The organism is Rhodococcus sp. OS5, from assembly GCF_056837585.1.
Genome location: NZ_CM166368.1, coordinates 72,024 through 97,217, shown reverse-complemented (window position 1 = coordinate 97,217; position 25,194 = coordinate 72,024). Strand labels below are relative to the sequence as shown.

Genomic DNA, 25,194 nt, shown 5'->3' with positions numbered 1-25,194 from the left:
TTCGGTGGCGCCGATGCGCACGTGCCGATTGTCGATACAATATGTATCGACTAAAGCCGTGACAGAATGTAACGGCCATCACAGCGATACCGCAAGGGATTTGCCCAAAATGTCCAAAGATTCCGAAACTCAGCACCGCCTGGGCCCGCAGCGAAACCCTGCAATCGACGACGCAGTACTGGACGCGACCAGGCAACTGTTGGAGGAAAAGGGGTACGCGGGCACGTCCATCGACGCCATAGCCACGCGTGCGGGAGTAGGACGTCCAGCCATCTACCGTCGGTGGCCGTCGAAGGCACACATCGTCAACGACGCGATCTATCCCGTACTCGACGTCGAACAGGGCGCGGACATCGACACCGAACTCGGCACCGAGGGCACGATCACGGATCAGATCCGCGCGCTGGTGCACGGCGCGGTTGCTCTGTTCGCAGCTCCCGCCACACGAGCCGCTGCTCCCGGATTGATGAGCGAAGTGCGAACAAACGCGGAATTACGCGACGTTCTCGTGGTGCGGCAACTGGCCGGAGTCCGCGTCGAGCTGAACCGTCGACTCGAGGCGGCGAGAGAGCGCGGCGACATCCGAAGCGGCGTCGACGCCGACGCTCTTCTCGACATCATGGCGGGCGCGGCCATCTTCGCGCTGTCGGTTCGTGACGTCTCGGACCCGGGACCGTTTGCCGATTCTCTTGCCGACATAGTGCTGAACGGCATACTCCCCGACGACAACTAGGCGCCAACCTCGCCGACTATCCTGTGGGGCATGACCGAGCCTGTAGCGACCGCTGACCTTGCCGACGAGATCGGACCCGACATCCGTAGCTGCGACACGCAGTTCACCCAGTTCGGTGGACGTGAAGTGTTTGCCGGCCCCATCACGACCATCAAGTGCTTCCAGGACAACCTGCTCGTGAAGCAGACCCTCAGTGAACCGGGCAACGGCGGAGTCCTCGTCGTCGACGGTGACGCGAGCATCCACACCGCTCTGGTCGGCGACATCATTGCCGGCCGCGGCGTCGACAACGGCTGGGCCGGCGTCATCGTCAACGGAGCCGTCCGCGACTCCGCGATCCTGCGCACCCTCGACATCGGCGTCAAGGCTTTGGGCACCAACCCGCGCAAGAGCACGCAAACCGGTTCGGGCGAGAAGAACGTGCCGATCGAAATCGGCGGAGTCACCTTCAACCCCGGCGAGATCGTCTACAGCGACCAGGACGGCGTCGTCGTTCGCGAGAGCTAGTCAGAAGTCGCGGGATCAGGCGGGGGCTTCCACTTTGGCGGCCATCCCGCCGATCTCGACGACATCGCCGTCACGAAGCTGGCGGCCCCGACGATCTTCGACCTCACCGTTGACCGAAACCATGCCGTCGGCGATCACTTCCTTCGCCTCCGCGCCCGATTCGATGAGGTTCGCGAGCTTGAGAAACTGACCGAGCCGAATCATTTCGTCGCGGATGGGTACTGCTGGAATGTTGTCGGTCATGTCAATCATCTTCCTCCTCCCACAAAACTGGACACGACAGACCACACTTAGCGTGAGGATCTGATCGACCGGTAGGAGAGGAAGCTCGATGGCACCATTGACCGAGGTATCGGACACCACTGCAGAGTTGGTGGAATCGCCACCCGAAAATCCGCGCCAGGCGCGTCGATTCCGCAAAGGGCGGTTCAGCCAGGTTCCCCATATCTCGGGACTGATCCTCGGAGTCTTCTCCGTACTGGTGTTCCTGTGGAGCATCTCGCCGGTACTGCGGCACATCCTCCGCGTCCCACGCGAATACATCGACAGCTACTACTTCGACGCACCGGATACGAGCCTGTCGTGGGCGCTCGTCGTCGCCCTGCTCGCCGCCGCCCTCGCGAGCCGCAAGCGCATCGCCTGGTGGCTGCTGACGATCTACCTGTCACTGATCACCCTCACCAACATCGCCTCCGCGATCGTCGACAAGAACCCGAACAACGCCGTGGCCGTTGTCGTTTTGCTTGTCGTGATCGGAATCCTCATCGCGGCGAGGCCCGAGTTCTACACACGCGTACGACGCGGCGCCGGCTGGAAAGCACTCGGCGTGCTGATCGGCGGCATGGCTGTCGCGACCGTGATCGGTTGGGGCCTTGTCGAACTCTTCCCGGGCGACCTACCGCAGAACCAGCGATTCCTGTGGGCCTTGAACCGCGTCACCGCGGCGGCTTCGGTCGACAACGAGGTGTTCGACGGCCACCCGCGTGTCTTCGTCAACACGGTCCTCGGTCTCCTCGGTGCCATCGCGCTCCTCGCCGCCGTCATGACGCTCTTCCGCGCGCAACGCTCCAACAACGCCCTCACCGGAAACGACGAGTCCGCGATCCGCGGGTTGATCCAGAACTTCGGTGCCGACGACTCTCTCGCTTACTTCGCCACCCGCCGCGACAAGGCGGTCATCTTCGCGCCGAGCGGCAAGGCCGCGATCACGTACCGCGTCGAGATCGGCGTCTGCCTCGCCAGTGGTGATCCCATCGGTGATCCCGAAGCGTGGCCGCACGCCATCGAAGCGTGGCAGGGGCTCGCGTCGCAGTACGGCTGGGCGACGGCCGTCATGGGCGCCAGCGAAACCGGGGCGACGGCATACAAGAAGGCGGGCCTGAGCGTCCTGCAGCTCGGCGACGAAGCGATCCTGCGCACCCGCGAGTTCAATCTCAACGGACGCGACATGCGCCCGGTGCGCCAGGCGGTCACCCGCGTCAGGCGTCACGGCGTCACCGTGCGGATGCGACGCCATCGCGACATCCCGCCAGAGGACATGGCGGCCGTCATCATCCGCGCCGACGACTGGCGCGACACCGACACCGAGCGCGGCTTCTCCATGGCGCTCGGCCGACTGGGCGATCACCTCGACGGCGATTGCCTCCTCGTCGAAGCCGTCATGGGTGAAGGCACCGAGGACGAAAGCGTCGTCGGCATGCTCTCGCTCGTGCCGTGGGGACCGAACGGTGTTTCGCTCGACCTGATGCGCCGTAAGCCGACGGCGCCCAACGGTGTCGTCGAATTGATGGTCTCGGAGTTGGCCACACGTTCGGACGAGATCGGCGTCGTGCGAGTTTCGCTCAACTTCGCCGTGTTCCGCTCGGTGTTCGAGGAAGGTTCGCGCATCGGCGCGGGCCCGATCCTCCGCATCTGGCGCTCGGTGCTCGTCTTCTTCTCCCGCTGGTGGCAGCTCGAAGCGCTGTACCGCTCGAACGTGAAATACCAGCCGGATTGGGCGCCGCGCTTCCTCTGCTTCGAGGACAACCGCGAACTGCCGCGCGTCGGATTCGCGTCGGCCATCGCCGAAGGCTTTGTGGTGCTGCCCAGTTTCGGGCGCAAGTCCAGCCAGGTCGTCAAGCACACCGGTACGCATGCGGCAGTGCCCGCAGCTCTGGTGACGTCCGAAGGACTGCACGCCGACGGCAGCCCGCCGGACTCGGCGCCGACGTTCACGACCAACGGTCCGCGTCGACCCGAGCAGGTCCGCGTGCGCATGAACAAGCTCGCGCAACTGGCCGACGAAGGGATCGCCGCCTACCCCGTCGCCTATCCACCGACGCACACGATCGCGGCCGCAGCGAAGTCACCGGAGGGCACCCGCGTGCGAATCGCGGGACGCCTGCTGAGGGTCCGCGACTACGGCGGAGTGGTGTTCACGGACGTGCGCGACTGGTCCGGCGACATCCAGGTTCTGGTCGACCAGGACAACGTCGGCCGCGAGAAGTTGGCGGAGTTCGCTGCCGAGTTCGATCTCGGTGACCTGATCGAAGTCAGCGGAACCATCGGGCGCAGCCGCAAGGGCGAGCTGTCGCTCATCGCCGTCGAGTGGCGCATGAACGGCAAGTGCCTGCACCCGCTGCCGGACAAGTGGAAGGGCCTCTCGGATCCCGAGACCCGCGTCCGCCAGCGGTACCTCGACATCGCCCTCAACCCGAAGGCCCGCGAACTTCTCGAGGCTAGAAGCGCCGTCGTGAAGTCGCTGCGCGATTCACTCGGTGGTCGCGGATACCTCGAAGTCGAGACCCCGATTCTGCAGCAGGTGCACGGCGGCGCGAATGCCGCTCCGTTCCTGACACACATCAACGCGTACAACCTCGACCTCTATCTCCGCATCGCACCCGAGCTGTACCTGAAGCGGTTGTGCGTCGCCGGTATGGAGAAGGTGTTCGAGATCGGCCGCGTGTTCCGCAACGAGGGCGTCGACTTCAAACACAATCCCGAGTTCACGATCCTCGAGGCATACGAAGCCCACAGCGACTACGAGGGCATGATGCGGATGTGCCGCGAGCTGATCCAGGCGGCGGCCGTCGCAGCATTCGGTCGCGAGATCATCATGCGTCCCGGCCCGGACGGCGAACTGGTCGAGGTCGACATCTCCGGTGAGTGGCCGGTGAAGACGATGCACGGCGCCGTCGCCGAAAAACTTGGTGTCGACGTCTCCCCCGAGACAAGTCTCGAAGACCTGCAGAAGTTGTGCGACGCCAACGAGATCCCGTACCAGTCCAGCTGGGATACCGGCGCCATCGCGCAGGAAATGTACGAGCATCTGGTCGAGGACTACACGGAGTTCCCGACGTTCTACACCAACTTCCCCACCTCGATGTCGCCGCTCACCCGGCCGCACCGCAGCATCCCCGGCGTCGCCGAGAAGTGGGACCTGGTGGCGTGGGGCGTCGAACTCGGAACCGCATACAGCGAGCTGACCGACCCTGTGGATCAGCGCAACCGGCTCACCGAGCAGTCGATGCTCGCGGCCGGCGGCGACCCGGAAGCGATGGAATTGGACGAAGACTTCCTCCAAGCCCTCGAACACGCGATGCCGCCGACGGGTGGTCTCGGGATGGGCGTCGACCGAATCGTCATGCTGATCACGGGTGGCAGCATCCGCGAGACGCTGGCCTTCCCCCTCGCGAAACCGCGTCAGTAGTCCGGATTCTCGCGTGCCGGAATTGTTCCACGTGAAACCACCGGGCGAGATCTTGCAGGTCGGCGAGAGCCGACTGCATGTTCTTGCCGAGGGCGACGGCCCCGTCGTCGTCCTGTGCGGTGGGCTGGCGGGCAATTGGTTCGACTGGGATGACTGCGCGCGTCATCTTCAGTCGGATCACACCGTCGTCCGCTTCGATCGCCCGGGCTTCGGGCTCAGCGAGCCTACTTCCGAAGTTCCGACCGTCCGCGGCGAAGCTCAGCGGATCCGCGACGTGCTCGACACTCTGGGACTGAGTGGTCCGGCCGTGGTGGTCGGCCACTCCATCGCCGGCTTCTACGTCGAAGGCTTCGCGCGCCTGTTCCCCGATCGGGCGGCGGGGATGCTCCTCCTCGATTCCAGTGCCGAGAAGGAGCCGAAACGTCTTTTCCCCCGCGACCTGCTGCTGATCGCCTCCCGAGCCGCCGCGGCTTCGTTCAGCACCACCGGGCTCCAACGACTCCTCGGTACGACGACGCGCAAGATCCTCAACCAGTCCGTGCCGCCGAGTGGGTCGTCCGAAGCCACTCTCGAATGGGTCCGGAAGATCTACCGCGAGCCTCATTATCTGGAAGCGGCGATGATCGAATACGTCGCGTACACCGATATGGCGCTGGAGCTCACCGCTTTACGACGCTCGAGCAAGCATCCACTGCCCGACATCGACCTCAGCGTCGTCGCCGCACACACTGGCCACACCACTCCCTGGTCCATCGCCTGGATGGCAAAGCAGCAGAAACTCGCCACCTACCTCGGCGGGAGTTTTCACGTCCTGCGCCCGGCACATCACCACGCGATGATCGATCAGCCCGAGGAGTTGGCGAACTTGATTCGGCGCCTCACGCAGCCGAACCGTCGGGGATGACACTTAAAGTTACAACTCGGACAGTAGCCGGATCATTGCTAGTCTCGGACAGCTTCTGCTTTCTACGACAGGCTGACCATGGACCGTTCGACACGTCGGGTGCGCTCGTGCCTGATTTTCGTGGCGATCCTCGTTGTCGCCCTGGCGGGCATCGCCGCCCGTCCGCCCGGTTTTCTGTCGACCTTCTGGCCCGCCAACGCGATCCTTCTGGGCATTCTCCTCCGTAACCCGCGCTCGTTTGCGCCGATCGGACTCGCTGTCGGCGGCGCCGCGCTGCTGACGGCGGATCTTGCGACCGGAAGCCCCGTGCAGAGGGCCTTCGAACTGAATGCGATCAATCTGGTCGGCGTCACGACAGGATTGATCGCCGCGAACTTGCTCGGCTGCTTTCCACGGCGAATCTCCGAGACGAAGTACACGGCCAGAATCTTCCTCATCTCGGTTCTGGCGTCGTTCACGGCCGGGTCCGCCAGCGCACTACGCACTCAACTCCACGAAGGAAGCGGTGCGGCAACGGAATTGGTGGGGTGGTTCTTCGCCGATCTGTGTACGTATCTGATCGTGCTGCCGATCGTTCTGTCGGCACCGACGCTCGAACACATTCGAAGAACCTGCGGGCCGTCCGTGCGGCAGAGTCTGCGCTTGAGGCGGCTCGCACAGATCCTGGCACCTCTGGCCGCTCTCCTGGCCTGTCTGCCACTCGCCCTGGAGGTCCAGGGAGCCCTTGCGCTGCTGCTGCCGATGCCGGCGCTCCTGTGGTGCGCAATGCGTGTCTCACTGTTCAGCACCTCGCTCCTGGCAGCCGGATGGAGCGCGTGGGCACTGGTCATGGCGGGTAAGGGACGTCTGGCACTGGCAGATCCGGTGCACCTACTCAGTGAGGGGGTGACCACCCGGATCTCCGTCATCTTGATGGCACTCTCCCCCATCGCCGTAGCCGTCGCCACTGGCGCACAGCGGCGCGCTGAGCGAGAACTCCAACGCATCGCCGAATGCGACGCCCTCACCGGAACGCTGAGTCGCCACGCGTTCTGGACCCAATCGCAGGAACTCCTCGACGCCCAGCACGCGGCGCAACGACCAATCGCCGTCATGATGCTCGATCTCGACCACTTCAAATCGATCAACGACAACCTCGGCCACCTCACCGGCGATTCGGTCCTCGAACAGTTCGGAAACACCCTCCTCGCCGCTACCGAAGGGCTGGGACTCTCCGGCCGACTGGGTGGTGAAGAATTTGCCGTCGCCGCCGCCGACTGCACCTTCGAGGAAGCCATCCAGCTCGCGGAGCGCATCAGAGAGGCGCAAGAGGCCCACGCGCGATCCATTCGCGGTTTCGCGGGAACGGTCAGTATCGGCGTCGCCTGGGCCGATCGCGCGATGCCGGGCATGGAGACTCTGCTCGATATCGCCGACAACGCGATGTACCAGGCAAAACGCGACGGCCGAAACCTCGTGGTGGCGTTCGATCTGTACATGGCAAGGTGACGTAGGTGCAACTACTCCTGATCCGACACGCGCTCCCCGAACTGGCCGAGGTCACCGAAGGCCGCGCAGATCCCTCGCTGACCGACGAAGGTCGTGCCCAGGCACTACGGCTGCCCGCAGCACTGGCGCCGTACCGGATCACCGGACTCTTCAGCAGCCCGCAAAAGCGCGCACTCGAGACCGCAGCCCCGGTAGCGCAGATATTGGGCCTTCCGGTCACCCAGCGCGAGGGTCTGGCGGAATACGACTACGAGCAGCCGCACTACATCCCGATGCACGAGGTCCTGGAGCGGGCGCCGGAAACCTATGCGCGCATCAAAGCCGGCTGGCTCCCCGAGTCGGTGGACGGCGACGCCTTTCGTGCGCGAGTCCTCGGTGCGATCGACGAGATAGTCGCGGCAACGGACAACGACGCCACCGTGGCGATCTTCTGCCACGGCGGCGTCGTCAACATCGTTCTGCAGGAACTGCTCGGACTGGAGCGCCCGTTGACCTTCCCGATCGAGTACGTGTCCGTCACGCGCATTCTCGTGTCGCGAAACGGAAGCCGCAGGGTCGGGTCGATCAACGAAACCGGTCACGTACGCAACATGCTTCGCGTGTAGTCACACGTTGTGGCACGCCACCTGATGGCCGCCCTCGACGAGACGCAGCTCGGGAACTACCTCGGCGCAGAGATCAGTAGCCAGCGGGCACCGCGTGCGGAAGCGGCAGCCACTGGGCGGATTGAGCGGCGAGGGCAGTTCGATGACCTTCTGCTCGACGTTCTGCGCCGCAGTGACGGTGGCGTCGGGATCGGGAATCGACGCCAGCAGTAGCTGCGTATACGGGTGCAGCGCGCGGTTCTGCATGTCTTCTGCGGGAACGATTTCGCAGACGCGGCCCAAGTACATGATCATCACGCGGTCACTGATGTTCTTCACGACGGCCATGTTGTGCGCAATGAACAGCAGCGACAGCCCGTGACGCTTCTTCGCGTCCTCGAGCAGGTTCAGAATCTGCGCCTGCACGGAGACGTCGAGACTCGAGACCGGCTCGTCACAGATCAGGACCTTGGGGTCGAGCATCAATGCGCGGGCGATGCACACGCGCTGGCACTGACCACCCGAGAGTTCGCGTGGGGTTCGGTCCCACACCATGTCCGGGTCCAGCCCGACCTCGGCAAGAACCTCGCGCGCCCGAGCTTCGATGGCAGCCTTGTCTTTTCCACCCCAGATCGACGGACCCTCGGTGATGAGAGCCTTGACCTTGCGACGGGGATTCAGGGAGGAGATCGGGTCCTGGAAGATCATCTGCAACTGAGTGCGGCTGCGACGCAATTCTTCCGCGCCCAGTGCCGTCATTTCCGTCTCTCCGAGGCGGATCGAGCCCGACGTCGGTGAGGGCAACTGCATGATCGCCCGGCCCGCCGTGGACTTGCCACAGCCGGATTCACCAACCACGCCCAAGGTTTCGCCCGGAGCGACGGTGAAGCTGATCCCGGACACGGCGTGAACGGTCTGGCCCTTGCCGACGTTGAATTCGACGACCAAGTCCTCGACCGTCAGGGCCGCGTCCACCGTCTCGGACTTCCTGGTATCCACTGATGCAGTCATCAGACCATCTCCTTCACCGCGAGCGTCAGGCCCGCTGCGGTAGTGCCGGCCTTCTCGTTGGCGACCAATGCCGTTGTGCCTTCAGGGGTGTCGACCGGGTAGTGGCACGCGAACGTGTGGCTTTCGGTTGTGTTGTCCCCCGGGCCGCCGGGAGCCAGGGCCGGGTCGCCGGTCAGGCAGTCGTCCTGGGCGTACCGGCAGCGAGCGGCGAAGCGGCAACCGGTGATCGGCTTCGTCATGTCCGGGAGCCCACCCGGAATTGTTTGCAGCACTGTGTGCGTCGGTGATTCGAGTCGCGGAATCGCAGCCATCAACGCTTCGGTGTACGGGTGGCGAGGACGAGTGAACAACTCTTCGGTCGCCGACGTTTCCACGACGGAACCGGCGTACATGACAGCGACGCGATCCGATCGACCCGAGACCACACCGAGGTCGTGGCTGATCAGGATGACGGCCATGTTGAGCTTGTCGTTGAGTGAGGCGAGCAGATCGAGAATCTGCTTCTGCACCGTCACGTCGAGAGCGGTGGTCGGCTCGTCCGCGATCAGCAGTTTCGGCTCGCAGGCCAGGGCCATCGCGATGACCACGCGCTGTCGCATACCGCCCGAAAGTTCGTGGGGGTACTGGTCGAGCCGACGCTTGGGCTCGGGGATACCCACCATCGACAAGAGTTCCGCTGCGCGATCGCGGGCCGCGTCCTTCTTCAGACCCAGGTGGAACTTCAAGGATTCGGTGATGTGGGTACCGATGCGCTTGAACGGATTGAGCGAGGTCATCGGATCCTGGAAGACCATGGCGATCTCGGGTCCCCAGAAGTGCTTCATCTCCGACTTCTTCATCGTCGACATGTCGCGGCCGGCAAACGTCACCGTCCCGCTGATGTCGAGAGCCGGACCCTTCTGGAGCAGTCCCATGATGGTGCGCCCGAGAACCGACTTGCCGGAACCGGATTCACCCACGATGCCGAGAGTTTCGCCGGCGGAGACGTGGATCGAGACACCGTCGACTGCTCGCAACTGGCCACGGGGAGTGGCGAATACGGTTCTGATGTTGTCCGCCTGCAGCAGCGGAACGCCGTGCTGAGCTGAAGTGGTCACAGCTTACTCCGATACTTCTCGCCGATGAGGTTGAAGGAGAACACCGTCAGGAAGAGGAAGACGCCTGGTACCAGGACGATGAACGGATGCTTCTCCACGATCCCGCCCTGACCTTCCGCAATCATGTTGCCCCAGGTCGGATCAGGTTGTGCGATACCGAGTCCGAGGAAGCTCAGTGATGCTTCCGCGACGATCAGGCCGGAGACGGCCACCAGTCCGAGCGCGGCGACGGGAACGAGGACGTTGGGAACCAGCTCGCGCCAGATGACGCGCCATTTGGTGGCGCCCATGGCTCTCGCGGCAAGCACGAACTCGCGTTGGGCGACGACGATGGTGTTTGCCCTGGCGATTCGAACCATGCTGGGAATGCAGAGAATCGACAGTGCGAGGGTGATGTTGCGCAGGTTCGACGTGAGCACCGCGGCCAGTGCGATGAGCAGCACCAGAGAAGGAATGGCCAGCAGCGAGTTGGTCAGGATTCCGACGACTGCGTCGACCTTGCCGCGGAAGTAACCGGCCATGACGCCGATGGTGCCACCGATGATCATGCCGATCAGCACGGCGCAGATGGCGACAGTCAAGGAAGCGCGCGCACCGAACAGGGCGCGGGCGAGGAGGTCGAGACCGAAGTTGTTGGTACCCAACGGATGATCGGAGAGCAGGCTCGGCGAGGCGAAGCCCGGCTCGGCCAAGGTCTTGACCGTGTCCTTGTACTCACCGAGCGGCAGCAGCGGCGCGAAGATCGCGGCCAGGATCAGCGCGACCAGCCAGATGCACGCCAACCAGTACGAGAGATCGAACTGACTGCCCCACTTGGACGTACCGAGTTTGCCGAGACCCTTGAAGAGGAAAACCAGGGCAACGAGCGCGAGCACGATGCGGACGGTCATCATGATCGCTGAACCGAAGAGTGCGGTGCCGAGCAGCGCAACGCCGACCACTGTGAGAATCGATCCGATCAGGACCAGATTCTTGGGCTGTTCCAGCGTTTCGACGGGACCGGGAGCCAGCAGGACTGTCTGCTGCCGGTATGTCATCACCTCGGACGGGGCCGGCGACGGGGCCGCTCCGTCTGGCGTCACTTCAGACATGGACACGACGACTCCTCGGGTCAAGATAGGTGTACAGAACATCGATCGCACTGTTGACGAGGACGTAGATGACCGCGATCACGACCACCGCGCCGAGCAGCATCGGCGAATCACCCTGCTGCGCTGCGCGGACGATGAGCGTGCCCATTCCGGGCAGCGAGAACAGCGTCTCGACGATCACGGTGCTGCCGATCATGCCGCCGAGAGCCAGACCCATCATCGTGATGAGCGAGAACGACGACGGGCGGAGCGCGTCACTGAAAAGCACTCGCAGCGTGGGCATTCCCTTGGCCTTCGACGCGAGGATGTAATCCTCACGGAGCGTCGTCACCAGGTCGGATCGGAGAACGCGAGTGAACATCGCCATCTCGAGGAGGCTGATGGTGATCGCGGGAAGTATTGCGTGTGAGAGGTTTCCGGAGAGGCTGTCGCCGATGCGCACCCACTGTGATCGCGGGAACCAGCCGAGCCAGTTGACGGTGACCATGATCAGCAACAGACCGGCGAGGAAGCTCGGGACGGAAAGAACACCGAATGTCGCGGCGCTGATGACGCGGTCGATGACGCCGCCTTCGTGGTGCGCCGACCAGAGTGCGAGCGGAACTGCGACGACGAGTGCGATGACCAGACCCATCACTGCCAACTGAACGCTGACGGGGAGAGCGGAACTGATCGCGGTGAGGACGTCCTGCTGCGGGGGAACGAGCGAGTTGCCGAGGTCGCCCTGGAGAGCGCTGGTCAGCCAGTCCCAATAGCGAACCAGGAGTGGATCGTTGAGTCCGAGCTGCTGCCGAACTTCCTCGTACTCGGCAGGCGTTCGGCCTTCACCGAGAACGGAGACAGCGGGATCGCCGGGGATCAGTGATGCCAGCACGAAGGTTCCGAAGCTGACGATCAGGATCACAATGACGAGCTGGCCCAATTTCTTACCTATTGCGCCGATGTTCATCGATTTCGTCTCCTTCGGACAGCGAGCTCGCAATACACAGCAGTTCCTCTGATTTCATTTCTTCGTTCGCAGCCGGCCCCGATCCGCTGCAATACGGGCGCGGGGCCGGCTGTGAACTTCAGGCTCTCTAGGACTTCCAAGCTCCGTCGAAGAGCACGATTCCGTCGAGGCTCTGCTCGAGTCCGTGAACGTTCTGGTTCCACACGTCGAGTGCGGCGACGTTGCCCCACACCTGCCACGGGACGGTCTCGTTGGCGCGTTCCTGGATCTGGGCCAGGACTGCCTTCTTGTCCTCGTCGGTGGTTGCGACGCCCAACTTGTCCAGGAGAGCATCCATTTCGGCGTCGGAGTAGCCGGTCGCGTTGTTACGGCCACCGGACTTGATGCCCGTGTACAGACGCTCGTAGGGATCGGCCTCGGCGAGGCTCAGTGCTGCGGTGCTCATGTCGTAGTCGTGATCGGCGTACATCCGCTTGACCAGATCACCTGCACCGGTGACGTATTCGATCTGAGCGTCGAAGCCGACTGCGTTGAGCATCGCCTGGATGGCCAGAGCCGTCGCCTGTGCGGACGGTTCCTGGATGGAGAGGAAGGTGATCTTTCCGTCGTAGCCGTCGGCCTTGGCCTGATCGAGCAGTTCCTTCGCCTTGGCGGGATCGACGCCGATCGGTGCGACGTCGTTGTGCCAGCGCGAGGTGTCCTGGAAGATCTCCTGGCCGGGCAGTCCCTTGCCGTTGTTGACGCGGGTGTTGAGCGTCTCCGGATCGACGGCCAGCGCCATCGCCTGGCGGACACGGACATCCGAGCCCGGGCGGCCCGGGGCCATGTTCACGTTGGCGATGTAACCGAGCGACGGGATGTCGACGAAGCCGGGGTAACCCGACTCGATCAGATCCAGGATCGGGGTGAGCGTACGCATGTACGCGGCGTCGATGCCGCCCGTCTTGAGTGCTTCGGCGGTGGGCTGAGCGCCGACGATGCTGATCAGCTTGAGCTTGTCGATGTTCGGTGCGCCGTCGTAGTAGTCGGGGCGAGCAGCCAACAGCAGTTCCTCGTTGGGAGCGAACTTCTCGAGGGTGAAGGCGCCGGCGCCGATCGGGGTGAACTGGTCACCCTGCTGGGCGCTCGGGGCGACGATCATGCCGGGTCCGGTGGCGAGCATCGACTGGATGCCTGTCCACGGATCAACGAGGTTGAAGACTACGGTCGTCGCGTCTGGGGTGTCGATCGAGGCAACCTTGGAAGCCCACAGGCTCGACTGAGGTCCCTTGTTGGTGACGTAGCGGTTGATGCTGTCGGCGACGGCCTTCGAGTCGAGAGCTGTACCATCGCTGAACTTCACACCGTCGCGGAGCTTCAGCGTCCAGGTCTTGCTGTCCGAACTCGCTTCGAGCGACTGAGCGAGCTTGGGCTCGAACTTCTGCCCGATGGGGTCGTAACGCATGAGCACGTCGTAGATGGCGCTGAGCTCGCTGCCACCGGTGGCGCCGGCAACCTGAGCCTTCGCGGGATCGAGAGTCGTGACCGCCGAGTAACCGCTGAACGTCAGCGTGCCGCCCTTGGTGGGAGTGCCGGGATCAGCCTGCTCGTTGACCATGCCGATCTTCAGCGAGGAACCGGAATCAGCGGATTCGCCGCCGCCATTGCTCGAGCCGTTGTCGGCGCACGACGCCAGGAACATACTTGCGGTGATCGCCAGCGCAGCCGCAGCCAATCTGCGACTTCCGCGGCGGGAACTACGACTCATTCGAATGCCTCCAAGGCGGGGTAAGACCGTGACGTGATGTTGAACACGAAACAGTCTGTGATGGGAGGCACAGAAAATTGGATCGAGTCTCGCTCAGTGGAATCGGTTAAGTTGCAGGCCTCAACAGTCAGGTAAACCGACCCTGGCCAGCGGTTACCTTCGTGGACAGCAGACCAGCCGGTCTAGTCCCGGTCGAGCGTCGCTTCCTCGAGATCGAGCTCGCGAAGTACCTTCCGGAGGACCTCGTCGTCGATCCGGCCGGCATCGCGTTCGGCGATGAAGACGCCTCGCTCGGCATCGATCATCTCGAGGCGCAGCGAGCGGAAGGCGTTCGACGGGCTCTCCCCCAGATCCTCGTCGCTGCGTCCCAGTCGCTCCCACGCCGAGTTCGCGCGGTGGGTGTTCCAGCTTCGCAAGATGTCCGCGGCACGATTGCGGACCTGAGGGACGTCGTCGGCGTCGGCTCCGACCAACTCGTCCAGCCGCGCCGCAGCGGCCCGTGCAGCCTTGTCCTGAGCGGCCGCCTCGGCGCGGGCGTCGGACTGCTCTTCGTCCCCCTGCACGCCGAGGACACGGATCACCCACGGCAACGTCAGGCCGTGCAGCAACAGCGTGCCGACCACGACGACAAACGTCAGGAACAGGATCAGCGACCGCCCCGGGAAGTCCTCCCCACTGTTGACCGTCAGCGGAATGGCGAAGGCAGCTGCCAGCGACACGACCCCTCGCATACCGGCCCACGACACGACGAACACCGCCCGCGCCGAAATCTCCGGCTCCCTCGCTCGAATACGCGGCGACAGCCAGCGCGGTACGTACGTGAACGGGAACACCCAGGCGATCCGCACCACCACGACGGTCACGAGAACGGCAACCGACGCCCAGACGACGATCGAAGTGCTGTACCCCTGCAATCCGTTGACGACACTGGGCAATTGGAGACCGATCAACAGGAAGACGAACGACTCCAGGATCAGGTCGACGGCCCTCCACACTGCCGTGTCCTGCAAACGCGTCGCATAACTCGCACGGGTGGAGCGCTGGCCGAGGAACAATCCGGCTACGACGACCGCGATGACGCCCGACGCGTGGACCTCTTCCGCAGCCAGGTAGGTGAAGAACGGCACCACCAATCCGATTCCGCTCTCCATCACCGGATCCTGGAGCTTGCCGCGAACCTTCGAGATGACGAACCCCACCGCGAGGCCGATCACCGTTCCACCGACCGCCGCGACGAGGAAGGTCTCGAAGCCGCCGATCAGCGTCGCACCCGTACCGACGGCAGCCGCGAGAGCGACCTTGTACGCCGTCAGAGCGGTGGCGTCGTTGAGCAGGCTCTCCCCGCCCAGCAGGGTCATGATTCGGCGCGGCAGGCCGAGCTTGCGTCCGATTGCGCTCGCGGACACCGCGTCCGGCGGCGCCACGATGGCGCCGAGAACCAGAGCAGCCGCTATCGAGAACTCCGGCACGATCAGGTAGGCGACAAAGCCCACCGCAGCCGTCGTCGCCAGGGGAAGCCCCACCGCGAGAAATCCGATCGGACGCAGATTCGAGCGCAAAGCCAGGTATGAACTGTCCAGTGCTGCCGAGTACAGAAGTGGAGGCAACACGACGAACAGGACGAGGTCGGGATCGAGTTCCAATTCCGGAACACCCGGTATCTGACAGGCGATCAAACCGACCAGGACGAGGATCAGCGGCGAAGACAGCCCGAACCTTCGCGCGACCGCCGCCACCAGCAACGCCGCTACTACAACCCCCAGTAATATGCCGTTCACCCTGGCAGCATGCAGTATGGAAGGCGATGAAGAAAATCCTGAAGCGAGCAGCAGCTCGCACACAGCGGCCCGCACCCGCTCCCACCGGTTGCGAGGAACTAACCAATGCGCCCGAAACAGACCCGGCGGCGCTGACGCCCGGCGTCTGCCAGGAGTGCGCCGAGTTGGGCGAGGATAACTGGTCTCACCTGCGCATGTGCCTGTCCTGCGGCCACGTCGGATGCTGCGATTCCAGCCCTCATCAGCACGCCACCAACCACTACCGCGAAACCGGGCACCCGGTCATGCGCTCACACGAGCCCGGCGAATCCTGGCGCTGGTGCTACGTCCACGACCTGATGGACTGACCGCGCGCGACTGGCGGTGCACTGCGCATAGTGCCCACCTGTCACGGCGCACAGCCCTCGGTGTTGCGCACATTGCTCAATCCACCGGGTAGCTATTGCTCAATCTGTATGCCGATGATGGACTTTGACGCAGAATCTGCACAACAGATCGACAGGTGCGGCTGGACTTTGCCGCACCGAACGGTTCGGCCTCAGGAAGTCCTGCCAAACATCACAACCACATCGTCGGCCCCACGATCTGGGGTACAGGCGGTGCGGTGATCGATGTCCACTACTGAAGGCAGGACCGGCCGTGAACAGCCCCAACATCGACCAGAACGCTCCCGAGTCACTGGCGGAGATCGAGAAGCGCGTTCTGTGGTTGTCGACCGCGATGATCCATCACGCCAACCGTGTCCGTCCGAATCCCAGCGGGCTCAAGGTCGGCGGCCATCAGGCCTCGTGCGCGTCGATGGTCTCGATCATGACGTCCCTGTGGTTCGGCCAACTTCGTTCCGGCGACCGGGTTTCCGTCAAGCCGCATGCGGCGCCGGTGCTCCACGGCATCAACTATCTCCTCGGTGAACTCGACGAGTCCTACCTGACGACTCTGCGCGAATTCGGGGGCCTGCAGAGCTACCCGAGTCGATCGAAAGATCCTGATCCGGTGGATTATTCGACCGGTTCGGTGGGCATCGGCGCGACGGCTCCCATCTGGGGCGCCATCGCTCGCCGATACGTCGACGCCTCCCTCGGCGGCGCCGGAACCGGGCGTCAGTACTCCCTGGTCGGTGACGCCGAACTCGACGAGGGCGCGGTGTGGGAAGCAGTTCTCGATCATTCGGTTGCCGAACTGGGTGAGATCGTGTGGATAGTCGACCTCAACCGCCAATCACTCGACCGGGTGGTGCCGAACATCGCGGCAACCCGCCTGGAGCGCATGTTCTCGGGTGCCGGCTGGCAGGTCATCACCGTGAAGTTCGGTGCGCTGCTGGAATCACTGTTCACCCGGCCGGGCGGCACCGCGTTGCGCGAACGAATCCTGGACATGCCGAATCCGGAGTACCAGCGCCTGCTGCGATGCACGGCCGACGAGGTACGTCTGAGACTGCCCGGCGACGCGGCGGACGCCGACGCGATCACGGCGCTGATCGACGACCTCGACGACGCCACGGTGCTCGAGGCCATCCGCAATCTCGGTGGCCACGACCTCGACGCTCTGCGAGAGGCGTACGCACAGATCGACGACACCCGTCCCACCGTGATCATCGCGTACACGATCAAGGGTCGGGGTCTGCCGACGCAGGGTCATCCGCAGAACCACTCGTCGCTGCTCACCGCCGAGCAGTTCGAGCACCTGGCGGCGGAACTCGGCATGGATCCGTCGAAGCCCTGGGAACAGTTCGAGACCGACAGCCCGTCCGGCCGCATCTGCGCCGAAACCGCTGGGCGCCTGACTCGCCCGAAGGTGGAGCATCTGGTGCCCCCGGCAGTTCCGAAAGACATCGGCCGTACGCCCTCCGGCACGTCCACCACTCAGGCAGCTCTCGGCCGGGTACTACTCGACCTGAGCCGCGAAGCGCCGGACGCCGCGAAACGTGTTGTCACACTGAGCCCGGACGTCAGTTCCACCACCAACCTCGCAGGCTGGCTGAACAAGGTCGGGGTCTGGTCCCCCGACGAGCGGCACAACTGGTTTGCCGACGACGCCGAAACGATCATGCACTGGCGTGAGAAGCCCACCGGTCAGCACATGGAACTCGGTATCGCCGAGACCAACCTGGTCGGACTGATGGGCGAACTCGGTGCAACCTGGAGTCGTTGGGGCCAGCCACTCTTCCCTATCGGCGTGATGTACGACCCCTTCATCGAGCGGGCTCTCGAACCGTGGTCGTACGGCATCTACGCCGGTGGACAGTCGATCATGGTCGGCACTCCGTCGGGCGTCACCTTGGCCGCCGAAGGTGGTGCGCACCAGTCGATCAAGACCCCGTCCATCGGACTGGAACAGCCGGGTTGCACCAGTTTCGAACCGGCATTCGCCGTCGACGTGGAGTGGACGCTCCTCGACAGCATCGGACGCCTGGGCCGACCAGACGGCAGCTCGTCGTACCTGCGCCTGTCGACCCGTCCGGTCGATCAGGCCCTGGCCGCGGTACCGACCGATCCGGCTGCGCGAGAACGCCGTCGACGTCAGGTGGTGGCCGGCGCGTACACACTGCGGCACAACCCTGATCCGGCCGTCACCCTGGTCGGCATGGGTGCCACTGTCACCGAAACACTGGTCGCAGCCGAAAGACTGGGCGAGCAGGGCATTTCCGCCGACGTCGTCTGCGTGACCAGCCCCGGCTTGCTCTTCGAAGCACTCCAGTCTCGGCGCGGTCTCGCGGACGGTCCGTCGTGGATCCTGGATCAGGTCTTTCCGAGTAGCCGGTCCGCGCCGATGGTGACCGTTCTCGACGGGCACCCGCACACCCTCGCGTTCCTGACGGGAATCAACAACGTTCCGGGTGCTGCGCTCGGAGTGAGCCGGTTCGGTCAGGTCGGTTCGCTCGAGGACGTCTACCGAAACCACGGCCTCGACTCCGACAGCATCGTCCGCGCTGCCCTCGATCTCACTTCTTGATCTATCCCACTCTCTGATGCCGAGAAGCGTCCCCGCAGGGACGCTTCTCGGGTCCATTCAGTCATTCAGGTGTCTAGTTCTTCCAGGCCTTGTCGAAGAACATGATTCCGTCCAGGCTCTGCTGAATGCCGTGGACGTTCTGTCCCCACACACCGAGCCACGGGGTGTTGCCGTAAACCTGCCACGGCACAACCTCATTGGCGCGCTCCTGGATCTTGGCGAGCACCTCGATCTTCGAGTCGGTCGACGTCGCGACACCCAATTGATCGAGCAGCGTATCCATCTCGGGGTCGGAGAAGCTCGTGGCGTTGTTTCGTCCACCCGACTTGAGATTGGAGTACAGACGCTCGAAAGGATCGGCTTCCGCGAGGCTGGCGGAACCTGTTGCCATGTCGAAGTCGCGGTCGGCGTACAAACGCTTGACGACGTCGGCAACCGAGTTGACGTACTCGATCTGGAAATCGAATCCGACGGCGTTGGCCATCGACTGCAGTGCGAGAGCCATCGCCTGCGCCGAATTCTCCTGCAGCGTCAGGTATGTGATCTTGCCGTCGTAACCGTCAGCCTTGGCCTCGTCGAGAAGCTGCTTCGCCTTGGCGGTGTCGACGCCGATCGGAGCGACGTCGTTATGCCAGCGGGAGGTGTCCTGGAAGATGACCTGTCCGGGCAGACCCTTGCCCTCGTTGAGTCGGTTGTCGAGTGCGACGGGATCGGTTGCGAGCGCCAATGCCTGACGGATGCGCACGTCGGCACCGGGACGACCGGGTGCCGTGTTGACGAGCGAGAGGTACGACAGCGACGGAATGTCGACGAAGCCCGGGTAGCCGGAGTCGATCAGATCCAGCACGTTCGGTAGCGAACGCATGTATGCGACGTCCGTGCCGCCGCTCTTGAGCGATTCGGTGGTGGACTGCGAACCGACAATGCTGATCAACCGCAGCTTGTCCACGTTCGGGGCACCGTCGAAGTAGTCCTCCCGAGCGTCGAGGATCAATTCCTCGTTGGGAGCGAACTTCTCGAGGGTGAAGGCACCCGCGCCGATCGGGGTGAACTGATCACCTTGCTGGGCGCTCGGCGCGACGATCATGCCGGGGCCCGTCGAGAGCAGTGACTCGATACCGGTCCACGGGTCGACGAGATTGAAGACGACCGTCGACGGATCCGGAGTGTCTACCGACGCGACCTTCGACGCGTACAGACTCGACTGCGGTCCCTTGTTGGTGACGTAGCGATTGAGGCTCGCCGAGACGGCCGCCGAATCCACCGGCGTCCCGTCGCTGAACTTCACACCGTCACGCAGTTCGAGGGTCCACGTCTTGAAGTCGGAACTCGGCTCCATCGACTCTGCGAGCTTCGGAACGAATTCCTTGGATGCCGGGTCGTACCGCAGGAGCGTGTCGTAGATCGCGCCCAACTCCGAACCGGCGACCGAACCGGCGATCTGAGTCTTCGCCGGATCGAGATTGGTGACGGCGGAGTACCCGCTGAACGTGAGGGTGCCGCCCTTGACCGGATCGCCCTCGCCGGACTGCTCGTTGACCGGGCCGATGGACAATCCCGAACCGGAGTCCGGTGCGTCGCCGCTCCCACCCCCGTTCCCGCTGTCAGCGCACGACGAGACGAACAGGCCGGCGGAGACTGCCAGCGCGACGGCGGCAACCTTGCGGTGACCGCGCCGAGAACTGCGACTCATTCAAAACCTCCAGGTCAGAAACTGTGATGTGAAGCATTGTCGAGACAGTTTGTGACTTAAGGCACAGGTATTAGTCGCAGGTCCCGCTCAGTGGAATGGAGCGCGACGATTGGTCAGTTTTCGAGCGACATTCGCAGGTCAGACCCTTAGCGAAGGTCAGGAATTCATTCTGATTCAGGCGCCTTTCAACGGATGAATCGCCGGAGCGCCGTCGAGAAGTGGTCCGGCGGCGGCCAGCGCGGCCTGCAGATGCGGGGACTGCATGTGAGCGTCCAACTCCTCCTGCCCGCGCCAAGTTTCGATCGTGACGAACGTGCCGGGCGCAGCCGCTGACTCGAACAACTCGTACGACACACAGCCGTCCTCGGACCGACTCGCCTCCGCGAGAGTTGTCAGAGCCGATCGGACGTCGTCCTCGGAACCGGACTTGGCCGGGATGGTTGCAACTACACGAAGCTCGCTCATCGGATACCTTTCGCAGAGGGGAAGTCAGCTAGAGACACACGCCACAAACGTACACACGAAAAGGGCAACCAATGGGGCTACTCAAGGACGTCACCGGCTGGCGACGCGGAACGAAGTTGCAGCGTCGACTGCGCGATCTCACCGGCACGCTGGTGGTGATCACCGGTGCGGGCAGCGGCATCGGGCGTGAAACGGCCCTCGCCTTCGCCGCCCAGGGAGCTATCGTCGTGGTCTCCGACATCAATCTCGAAAGCGCGCAGGACACTGCGGCACTTGTAAACATCCCTTCGCAAGCGGGCGGCGCCGAAGCAGTGTTCGGTGGCGGCGCCCACGCCTATCAGGTGGACGTGTCCGACGAACAGGCCGTGATTCGGTTCGCGGAGACCGTCGCGGCACATCACGGCGTACCGGACATCGTCGTCAACAACGCCGGAATCGGGTTCTCGGGAACGTTCGCCGACACCGAGCAGCGCCAGTTCGAGCGCGTCATGGACATCAACTTCTGGGGAGTTGTCTACGGCTGCCGGGCATTCACCCCGATGATGATCGACCGCGGAACAGGTGGGCACGTCGTCAACCTGTCCTCGGCCGCCGCGTACACACCACAGAAGGCCCTCACCGCGTATTCGACAAGCAAAGCAGCGGTATTCATGCTCTCGGATTGCCTACGGGCAGAGCTGCTTCCACACGGCATCGGCGTCAGCACCATCTGTCCCGGCCTCGTTCACACGAACATCCTCAAGACCACCGAGTTCGCCGGCACGACCGCCGAGGAGCAGCTCGAGAACCAGACCAAGGTCGACAACTTCTACCGCAAGCGGAACTTCACTCCTGATCGAGTGGCCAGTGCCATCGTGAAAGCCGTTCGCACGAACAAGGCCGTCGTACCCGTGACCGTCGAAGCCAAGCTCGGACGCACCATCAGCCGGTTGTCTCCCGGGTCGATGCGCGTCGGAGCTCGGTTCGAGATCTAGGTCAGCTTCCGAAACTCAGGCTGCCCGTGAAACCCTGCTGCACATCGGCTTCCGAGCGGGGAAGAACCTCGTAGGTGCTGGCGTACTGGCCACTGAAACCGGTGACGGTGATCGGGCGTCCGACGGCGACGGCATCGACGTCGATTCCCGTCTGTGTGTTGACGAAGATGACGGTGTTTCCCTCGGCGCCCGAGACCAGGATCTTGTGGCCGTACGGCAGATCGTCGACGACGGGTCCGCTCACGATTCCGGACACCGTCACGAGACGACCTTCACTGCCCTCACCGATTGCATTGAGGGGCAGTCGCGCCGGGCTGATCTGGGTAGTCGTGCCGATTACCTCGACGGTAGTCGGGCGGACGACGAGCAGGCCTTCCTGATCCGCGAGGACTCCGGTGACCTGAACCCGATCGCCGAGAACAACCCCGGAATTGTTCGGATCGCTGATGTAAATGCCCGAATTGCCACTCTGGAGACCAAAGCCCTTGTCGTAGAAGCTGGATTCGAACACTCCGGACGGCGTAGTCGCGGTTCCCACGACGGTGACCGTCGTTCCGATGGCCTGCGCACGGGCTGCCGCGATGGAGTCCGCGGACACCTCACCTACAACTGCTGCCGGCTCCGCCGTCGCTGCAGTACCGACAAACATGGTGGCTGCGGCCGCAACTGCCAGTGCCGTCACACCCCGGCGCAGGACCGGACCGGCAAGAACGCTGTCTCGAAACATGTTTGAGGACTCCCCTGTGATTTCGTGGCCGCGCAGGTGCTCCTGATGGAGTGCCGCCTTCGCCCACCCTGAGGCACAGGTTATTACAGGTCGGACGCCGCAGCGGTGGTGACATTCCGTCACCACCGCTGCGTCTAGGCTTCCGATTTTTCAGGAACCGGAGCTTCCGGACGAACCGCTCGAGCCACTGGAACCGCTGGATCCTGTTCCGCCACCGAGATCGTCGAGAGGATCGCTACCGGTGAGGCCGCCCGGGTACAGGTAGGCGTCGGAGATCGTGCTGAGCGAGGTTCCCGACGTGGCCGGTACCTTTGCTCGCCAGTTGACGATCGGGTTCAGCACTCCGAACGGTCCGCAACCACTGGCGGCGGGCAGCGCGAAGCCGGTGGCCTGGTTCCCGACCGGGCTCACCTTCAGTGCATTGTCCGGGAGCACCGTGTAGGTCGGTACCACCGACGGGTCAGGCGCGAGACGAAGATTCACCGGCGCAGCCGCGGAGCCCAGGTAGCAGTTGTCGCCGAGGAACGCGTTGTTGATCTTCATCCGCACCGGGATGCTCAGATCCATGTCGGTGATGATGCCGTTGAGGGTCGGGGCAGCGGTCGCCTCCACCTCGGCGGTGACTGCGGCGAGGCCGAACAGATTGCCGAACGGCAGGTCGATTCCGAGGACTCCACCCGGAACGGTCAACGGCTTGGAGTAGACACCGTGGTGTCCGTCGTCGCGCGGGAGAAGAACGGTGGACTCACCTTCACCGGAGCCGGCCTCGGCGGCGATGATCATGTCGCCTTTTCCGATCGGGAGGTTGAAGCCGTTGTTGTCGAAGGTTCCGCTCTGAACCACAACCGACACACAGGATTCGGCAGTAGCCGGACACACTGCGGCACCGGGTATCGAATTGTCGACCGGATCCTGAGCCGAGGCCATCGGCGCCGCGAACGCGAGGACCGCACCTGCGGTACCTGCAATGACGGCCACGCGCGTGCCGAGACGTCTGTTGCCGTTCTTGTGAGATTTCTGCACTGATTTCTCCCTGCCGTTTATGTGATGGGGGACGAAACTCGCAGTCATTGCTTGTGTTTCGACCGCCGCCGACAAGGTCTTTGCGGTGTGCTCCTACTCACAAGTAACAACTGAACAGATGTATATCACAGGACTTCGACTTAAAAACAGGGCAAAAGGGAGTTTCCTTAAAACGGACAAAATAAGCGGTACGGTATGTAACACTCACGGGTGATGAACACGAACAGACTGGTCCTCTGCGTCGCGGCAGCGGGCCTACTCCTCAGCGGCTGCAGCAGCCAATCCGACAGCGACGCAGCGGAATCCACATCTGCTGCCACCAGCACGTCGATCGCGGCAACGTCGAGTTCAGCTGCCCCCGAGTCCCTGTCGGCGCTGGCGACCAGCCCACCCGCCGCAACTCCGGAAGCCGCGCCGAGCGCCGTCGAATCGACGCCCCCACCGGTAACGCTGCCGGTGGCGCCACAGGTAGCGCCACCGGCAAACTCACCGATCGACGCCCGGTCACCGGAAGAGATCGTCGCGAACGCCGGCGAGAAGGGGCAGCGGTACATCGCCGCTCTGCGTCTGGCCGGGATCCCTCCCGCCGGAATGGATTCCGCAGAGATCCTCTACGCCGACGGCACCTGCAAGGCTCTCGCTGACGGTATGCCTCGGTCCGAAGTGCTGGCGGAGTTCAACTCCGTCGGCGAGGTGTACTCACAGATCACGCCGATGTCCTCGCAGCGCATTGCCGAGATCTACGTCGACACGGCGGAGCAGACGTACTGCTGATCAGGCCTTGCCGGCCAACCAGCCGTGCAGCCAGGATGTAGCCGAATTGCCTGCGCCGTCAACGACGTAACGCGTGTAGTCGGTGTGGACCTGCGAGCCGTAGAAGTCGACCAGCTGATCGATGCGACGCGAATTCGCGCCCGGATCGAGCTGGGCCATCAGAGCGGGGAGCCCGCCTGCGGTGATCAGATCGTTGACGATCACGGCCGCTTCGTCGCGCAGCGCGAGCGCACTGGCCGGAGTGGGATCGGACGCCTGAGCCATGAATCCGGCCAGGCGCATCACAAAATCGTCCTTCGGCGTCGAGCAGTACAGGTCACCGACCGCGCACAGCGTCACCGTTTTGCCTGACAGCCAACCGAATCCACCGATGCGAGGGCCGCTGGCACCGTTACCGCCGACAGCGGGGCCGATCAGGACGTCGGACTCGGAACGACGGGGATCGGACAGCAAGCCGACGCCCTCGACGCGAGTCGGGGGGACAACGCCGATGCCGGTTCCGATCTCGGCGGCGAGATCGCCTGCCGCGTCGGCGCCCTGGCTGTATCCGACGATGGCGAAGCGAGTGTCACCGCACGAGGCGGCCATGGCGCCGATCATGCCGCGGGCATTGTCGACGGCCTGCTGCTTCGACTTGGCGTAGACGTTGGACTCCCACGGGAAGGCCGTCGCCGAGTAGGTGACGTAATCGGTGCGAACGGAGCCCGGAAGCCCGTTGGTCACCGGGGCGAGCATGCCGGCGCCGGGCCTGGTGCCCGAGGGCTCCCAGGTTCCCGGGATGGCCACGACGTACAGGCTGGGGCAGGGATCAGCCGAGGCCACGGGAGCACTGACAACCGGTACCACTACTGCCGCAGCAAGTGCCGACAACACCGCAACGAGACGCCTCGCACGCATGAAACTCCCCTGTTTTACCTTCAGCAACCCATACACCACTATCGGTGCTCCGGAATCATACTGTCTGGGCGTTGTGTCTGTCCGATGCACGATTGATGAAGGTTTGTTACAG

Annotated in this window: 22 protein-coding genes; 10 read left to right on the top strand and 12 right to left on the bottom strand. The window is 63.8% G+C overall.

Features of this window, described 5'->3' with window-relative positions; genetic code table 11:
* Positions 1–109: 109 nt before the first annotated feature.
* Positions 110–733 (top strand): TetR/AcrR family transcriptional regulator, encoded by a 624-nt coding sequence (locus tag ACVZUB_RS00475; protein WP_003943532.1) that lies wholly within the window; start codon positions 110–112, stop codon positions 731–733.
* A gap of 30 nt (positions 734–763) precedes the next feature.
* Positions 764–1,240: a ribonuclease E activity regulator RraA gene (gene rraA / locus ACVZUB_RS00470; RefSeq protein ID WP_003943552.1), complete on the top strand. Its 477-nt coding sequence runs from the start codon at positions 764–766 to the stop codon at positions 1,238–1,240.
* Positions 1,241–1,255: 15 nt separating this feature from the next.
* Here rraA and ACVZUB_RS00465 read toward each other — a convergent pair whose 3' ends face one another.
* The gene (locus ACVZUB_RS00465; RefSeq protein ID WP_003943569.1) at positions 1,256–1,483 is read right to left on the bottom strand and encodes an RNA-binding S4 domain-containing protein; all 228 of its coding nucleotides are present in this window, start codon (positions 1,481–1,483) and stop codon (positions 1,256–1,258) included.
* Between the two features lie 88 nt (positions 1,484–1,571).
* On the opposite strand from ACVZUB_RS00465, the gene lysX reads away from it, so the two are divergent.
* The 4 genes from lysX to ACVZUB_RS00445 all read left to right on the top strand — a co-directional run bounded on the left by lysX (position 1,572) and on the right by ACVZUB_RS00445 (position 7,925).
* Positions 1,572–4,928, top strand: coding sequence for a bifunctional lysylphosphatidylglycerol synthetase/lysine--tRNA ligase LysX (gene lysX / locus ACVZUB_RS00460; RefSeq protein ID WP_003943575.1), 3,357 nt, complete (start codon positions 1,572–1,574; stop codon positions 4,926–4,928).
* Positions 4,929–4,941: 13 nt separating this feature from the next.
* Complete coding sequence (locus tag ACVZUB_RS00455; RefSeq protein ID WP_007735816.1) at positions 4,942–5,832, top strand: alpha/beta fold hydrolase; 891 nt, start codon at positions 4,942–4,944, stop codon at positions 5,830–5,832.
* Between the two features lie 78 nt (positions 5,833–5,910).
* On the top strand, positions 5,911–7,320 hold the full coding sequence (locus ACVZUB_RS00450) for a GGDEF domain-containing protein (RefSeq protein ID WP_003943555.1): 1,410 nt from the start codon (positions 5,911–5,913) through the stop codon (positions 7,318–7,320).
* Between the two features lie 5 nt (positions 7,321–7,325).
* A complete protein-coding gene (locus tag ACVZUB_RS00445; protein WP_003943544.1) occupies positions 7,326–7,925 on the top strand; it encodes a histidine phosphatase family protein in 600 nt (199 codons plus the stop codon).
* Here the strand turns inward: ACVZUB_RS00445 and ACVZUB_RS00440 are convergent, their stop codons facing one another.
* The 6 genes from ACVZUB_RS00440 to ACVZUB_RS00415 all read right to left on the bottom strand — a co-directional run bounded on the left by ACVZUB_RS00440 (position 7,926) and on the right by ACVZUB_RS00415 (position 15,577).
* Complete coding sequence (locus tag ACVZUB_RS00440; RefSeq protein ID WP_058227385.1) at positions 7,926–8,915, bottom strand: ABC transporter ATP-binding protein; 990 nt, start codon at positions 8,913–8,915, stop codon at positions 7,926–7,928.
* A complete protein-coding gene (locus tag ACVZUB_RS00435) occupies positions 8,915–10,012 on the bottom strand; it encodes an ABC transporter ATP-binding protein (protein WP_021342346.1) in 1,098 nt (365 codons plus the stop codon). Before ACVZUB_RS00435 ends, ACVZUB_RS00440 begins: the two co-directional genes overlap by 1 nt.
* Positions 10,009–11,103: an ABC transporter permease gene (locus ACVZUB_RS00430; RefSeq protein WP_007735813.1), complete on the bottom strand. Its 1,095-nt coding sequence runs from the start codon at positions 11,101–11,103 to the stop codon at positions 10,009–10,011. The genes ACVZUB_RS00435 and ACVZUB_RS00430 overlap by 4 nt, the downstream gene beginning before the upstream one ends.
* Positions 11,096–12,052: an ABC transporter permease gene (locus ACVZUB_RS00425; RefSeq protein ID WP_003943571.1), complete on the bottom strand. Its 957-nt coding sequence runs from the start codon at positions 12,050–12,052 to the stop codon at positions 11,096–11,098. Before ACVZUB_RS00425 ends, ACVZUB_RS00430 begins: the two co-directional genes overlap by 8 nt.
* A gap of 127 nt (positions 12,053–12,179) precedes the next feature.
* Positions 12,180–13,799, bottom strand: coding sequence for an ABC transporter substrate-binding protein (locus tag ACVZUB_RS00420; RefSeq protein ID WP_003943605.1), 1,620 nt, complete (start codon positions 13,797–13,799; stop codon positions 12,180–12,182).
* Between the two features lie 182 nt (positions 13,800–13,981).
* Complete coding sequence (locus ACVZUB_RS00415; RefSeq protein ID WP_030536674.1) at positions 13,982–15,577, bottom strand: Na+/H+ antiporter; 1,596 nt, start codon at positions 15,575–15,577, stop codon at positions 13,982–13,984.
* Positions 15,578–15,603: 26 nt separating this feature from the next.
* Here ACVZUB_RS00415 and ACVZUB_RS00410 point away from each other — a divergent pair, with 26 nt between their 5' ends.
* Positions 15,604–15,924 carry a UBP-type zinc finger domain-containing protein gene (locus ACVZUB_RS00410; RefSeq protein WP_081557164.1) on the top strand — a complete coding sequence of 107 codons (321 nt, stop codon included), beginning with the start codon at positions 15,604–15,606 and terminating at the stop codon, positions 15,922–15,924.
* A 292-nt stretch (positions 15,925–16,216) separates the two neighbouring features.
* Positions 16,217–18,529, top strand: a complete 2,313-nt coding sequence (locus ACVZUB_RS00405) for a transketolase-like TK C-terminal-containing protein (protein WP_081557163.1) — start codon at positions 16,217–16,219, stop codon at positions 18,527–18,529.
* A gap of 73 nt (positions 18,530–18,602) precedes the next feature.
* Here the strand turns inward: ACVZUB_RS00405 and ACVZUB_RS00400 are convergent, their stop codons facing one another.
* Both ACVZUB_RS00400 and ACVZUB_RS00395 read right to left on the bottom strand, forming a co-directional pair.
* Positions 18,603–20,222 carry an ABC transporter substrate-binding protein gene (locus tag ACVZUB_RS00400; RefSeq protein WP_042453342.1) on the bottom strand — a complete coding sequence of 540 codons (1,620 nt, stop codon included), beginning with the start codon at positions 20,220–20,222 and terminating at the stop codon, positions 18,603–18,605.
* Positions 20,223–20,396: 174 nt separating this feature from the next.
* Positions 20,397–20,687 (bottom strand): putative quinol monooxygenase, encoded by a 291-nt coding sequence (locus ACVZUB_RS00395; protein ID WP_003943546.1) that lies wholly within the window; start codon positions 20,685–20,687, stop codon positions 20,397–20,399.
* Between the two features lie 71 nt (positions 20,688–20,758).
* Between ACVZUB_RS00395 and ACVZUB_RS00390 the strand changes: the two genes are divergently transcribed.
* A complete protein-coding gene (locus ACVZUB_RS00390) occupies positions 20,759–21,661 on the top strand; it encodes an SDR family NAD(P)-dependent oxidoreductase (protein ID WP_003943614.1) in 903 nt (300 codons plus the stop codon).
* A 1-nt stretch (position 21,662) separates the two neighbouring features.
* Here the strand turns inward: ACVZUB_RS00390 and ACVZUB_RS00385 are convergent, their stop codons facing one another.
* A complete protein-coding gene (locus ACVZUB_RS00385; RefSeq protein ID WP_064073640.1) occupies positions 21,663–22,388 on the bottom strand; it encodes a hypothetical protein in 726 nt (241 codons plus the stop codon).
* Between the two features lie 150 nt (positions 22,389–22,538).
* Positions 22,539–23,411 carry a hypothetical protein gene (locus ACVZUB_RS00380; protein ID WP_003943530.1) on the bottom strand — a complete coding sequence of 291 codons (873 nt, stop codon included), beginning with the start codon at positions 23,409–23,411 and terminating at the stop codon, positions 22,539–22,541.
* A 213-nt stretch (positions 23,412–23,624) separates the two neighbouring features.
* Here ACVZUB_RS00380 and ACVZUB_RS00375 point away from each other — a divergent pair, with 213 nt between their 5' ends.
* Positions 23,625–24,185 (top strand): DUF732 domain-containing protein, encoded by a 561-nt coding sequence (locus ACVZUB_RS00375; RefSeq protein ID WP_482628062.1) that lies wholly within the window; start codon positions 23,625–23,627, stop codon positions 24,183–24,185.
* Here the strand turns inward: ACVZUB_RS00375 and ACVZUB_RS00370 are convergent, their stop codons facing one another.
* Entirely contained in the window at positions 24,186–25,082 is an 897-nt protein-coding gene (locus tag ACVZUB_RS00370) for a cutinase family protein (RefSeq protein ID WP_007735797.1), read from the bottom strand. It abuts the gene before it with no gap.
* Positions 25,083–25,194 lie beyond the last annotated feature (112 nt).

Coding starts and splice junctions, on each gene's coding strand:
- ACVZUB_RS00395 (WP_003943546.1), bottom strand. CDS start 20,687: ATGAGCGAGCTTCGTGTAGTTGCAACCATCCCGGCCAAGTCCGGTTCC.
- lysX (WP_003943575.1), top strand. CDS start 1,572: ATGGCACCATTGACCGAGGTATCGGACACCACTGCAGAGTTGGTGGAA.
- ACVZUB_RS00450 (WP_003943555.1), top strand. CDS start 5,911: ATGGACCGTTCGACACGTCGGGTGCGCTCGTGCCTGATTTTCGTGGCG.
- ACVZUB_RS00425 (WP_003943571.1), bottom strand. CDS start 12,052: ATGAACATCGGCGCAATAGGTAAGAAATTGGGCCAGCTCGTCATTGTG.
- rraA (WP_003943552.1), top strand. CDS start 764: ATGACCGAGCCTGTAGCGACCGCTGACCTTGCCGACGAGATCGGACCC.
- ACVZUB_RS00400 (WP_042453342.1), bottom strand. CDS start 20,222: ATGAGTCGCAGTTCTCGGCGCGGTCACCGCAAGGTTGCCGCCGTCGCG.
- ACVZUB_RS00420 (WP_003943605.1), bottom strand. CDS start 13,799: ATGAGTCGTAGTTCCCGCCGCGGAAGTCGCAGATTGGCTGCGGCTGCG.
- ACVZUB_RS00475 (WP_003943532.1), top strand. CDS start 110: ATGTCCAAAGATTCCGAAACTCAGCACCGCCTGGGCCCGCAGCGAAAC.
- ACVZUB_RS00375 (WP_482628062.1), top strand. CDS start 23,625: ATGAACACGAACAGACTGGTCCTCTGCGTCGCGGCAGCGGGCCTACTC.
- ACVZUB_RS00385 (WP_064073640.1), bottom strand. CDS start 22,388: ATGTTTCGAGACAGCGTTCTTGCCGGTCCGGTCCTGCGCCGGGGTGTG.
- ACVZUB_RS00390 (WP_003943614.1), top strand. CDS start 20,759: ATGGGGCTACTCAAGGACGTCACCGGCTGGCGACGCGGAACGAAGTTG.
- ACVZUB_RS00410 (WP_081557164.1), top strand. CDS start 15,604: ATGAAGAAAATCCTGAAGCGAGCAGCAGCTCGCACACAGCGGCCCGCA.
- ACVZUB_RS00370 (WP_007735797.1), bottom strand. CDS start 25,082: ATGCGTGCGAGGCGTCTCGTTGCGGTGTTGTCGGCACTTGCTGCGGCA.
- ACVZUB_RS00440 (WP_058227385.1), bottom strand. CDS start 8,915: ATGACTGCATCAGTGGATACCAGGAAGTCCGAGACGGTGGACGCGGCC.
- ACVZUB_RS00430 (WP_007735813.1), bottom strand. CDS start 11,103: ATGTCTGAAGTGACGCCAGACGGAGCGGCCCCGTCGCCGGCCCCGTCC.
- ACVZUB_RS00465 (WP_003943569.1), bottom strand. CDS start 1,483: ATGACCGACAACATTCCAGCAGTACCCATCCGCGACGAAATGATTCGG.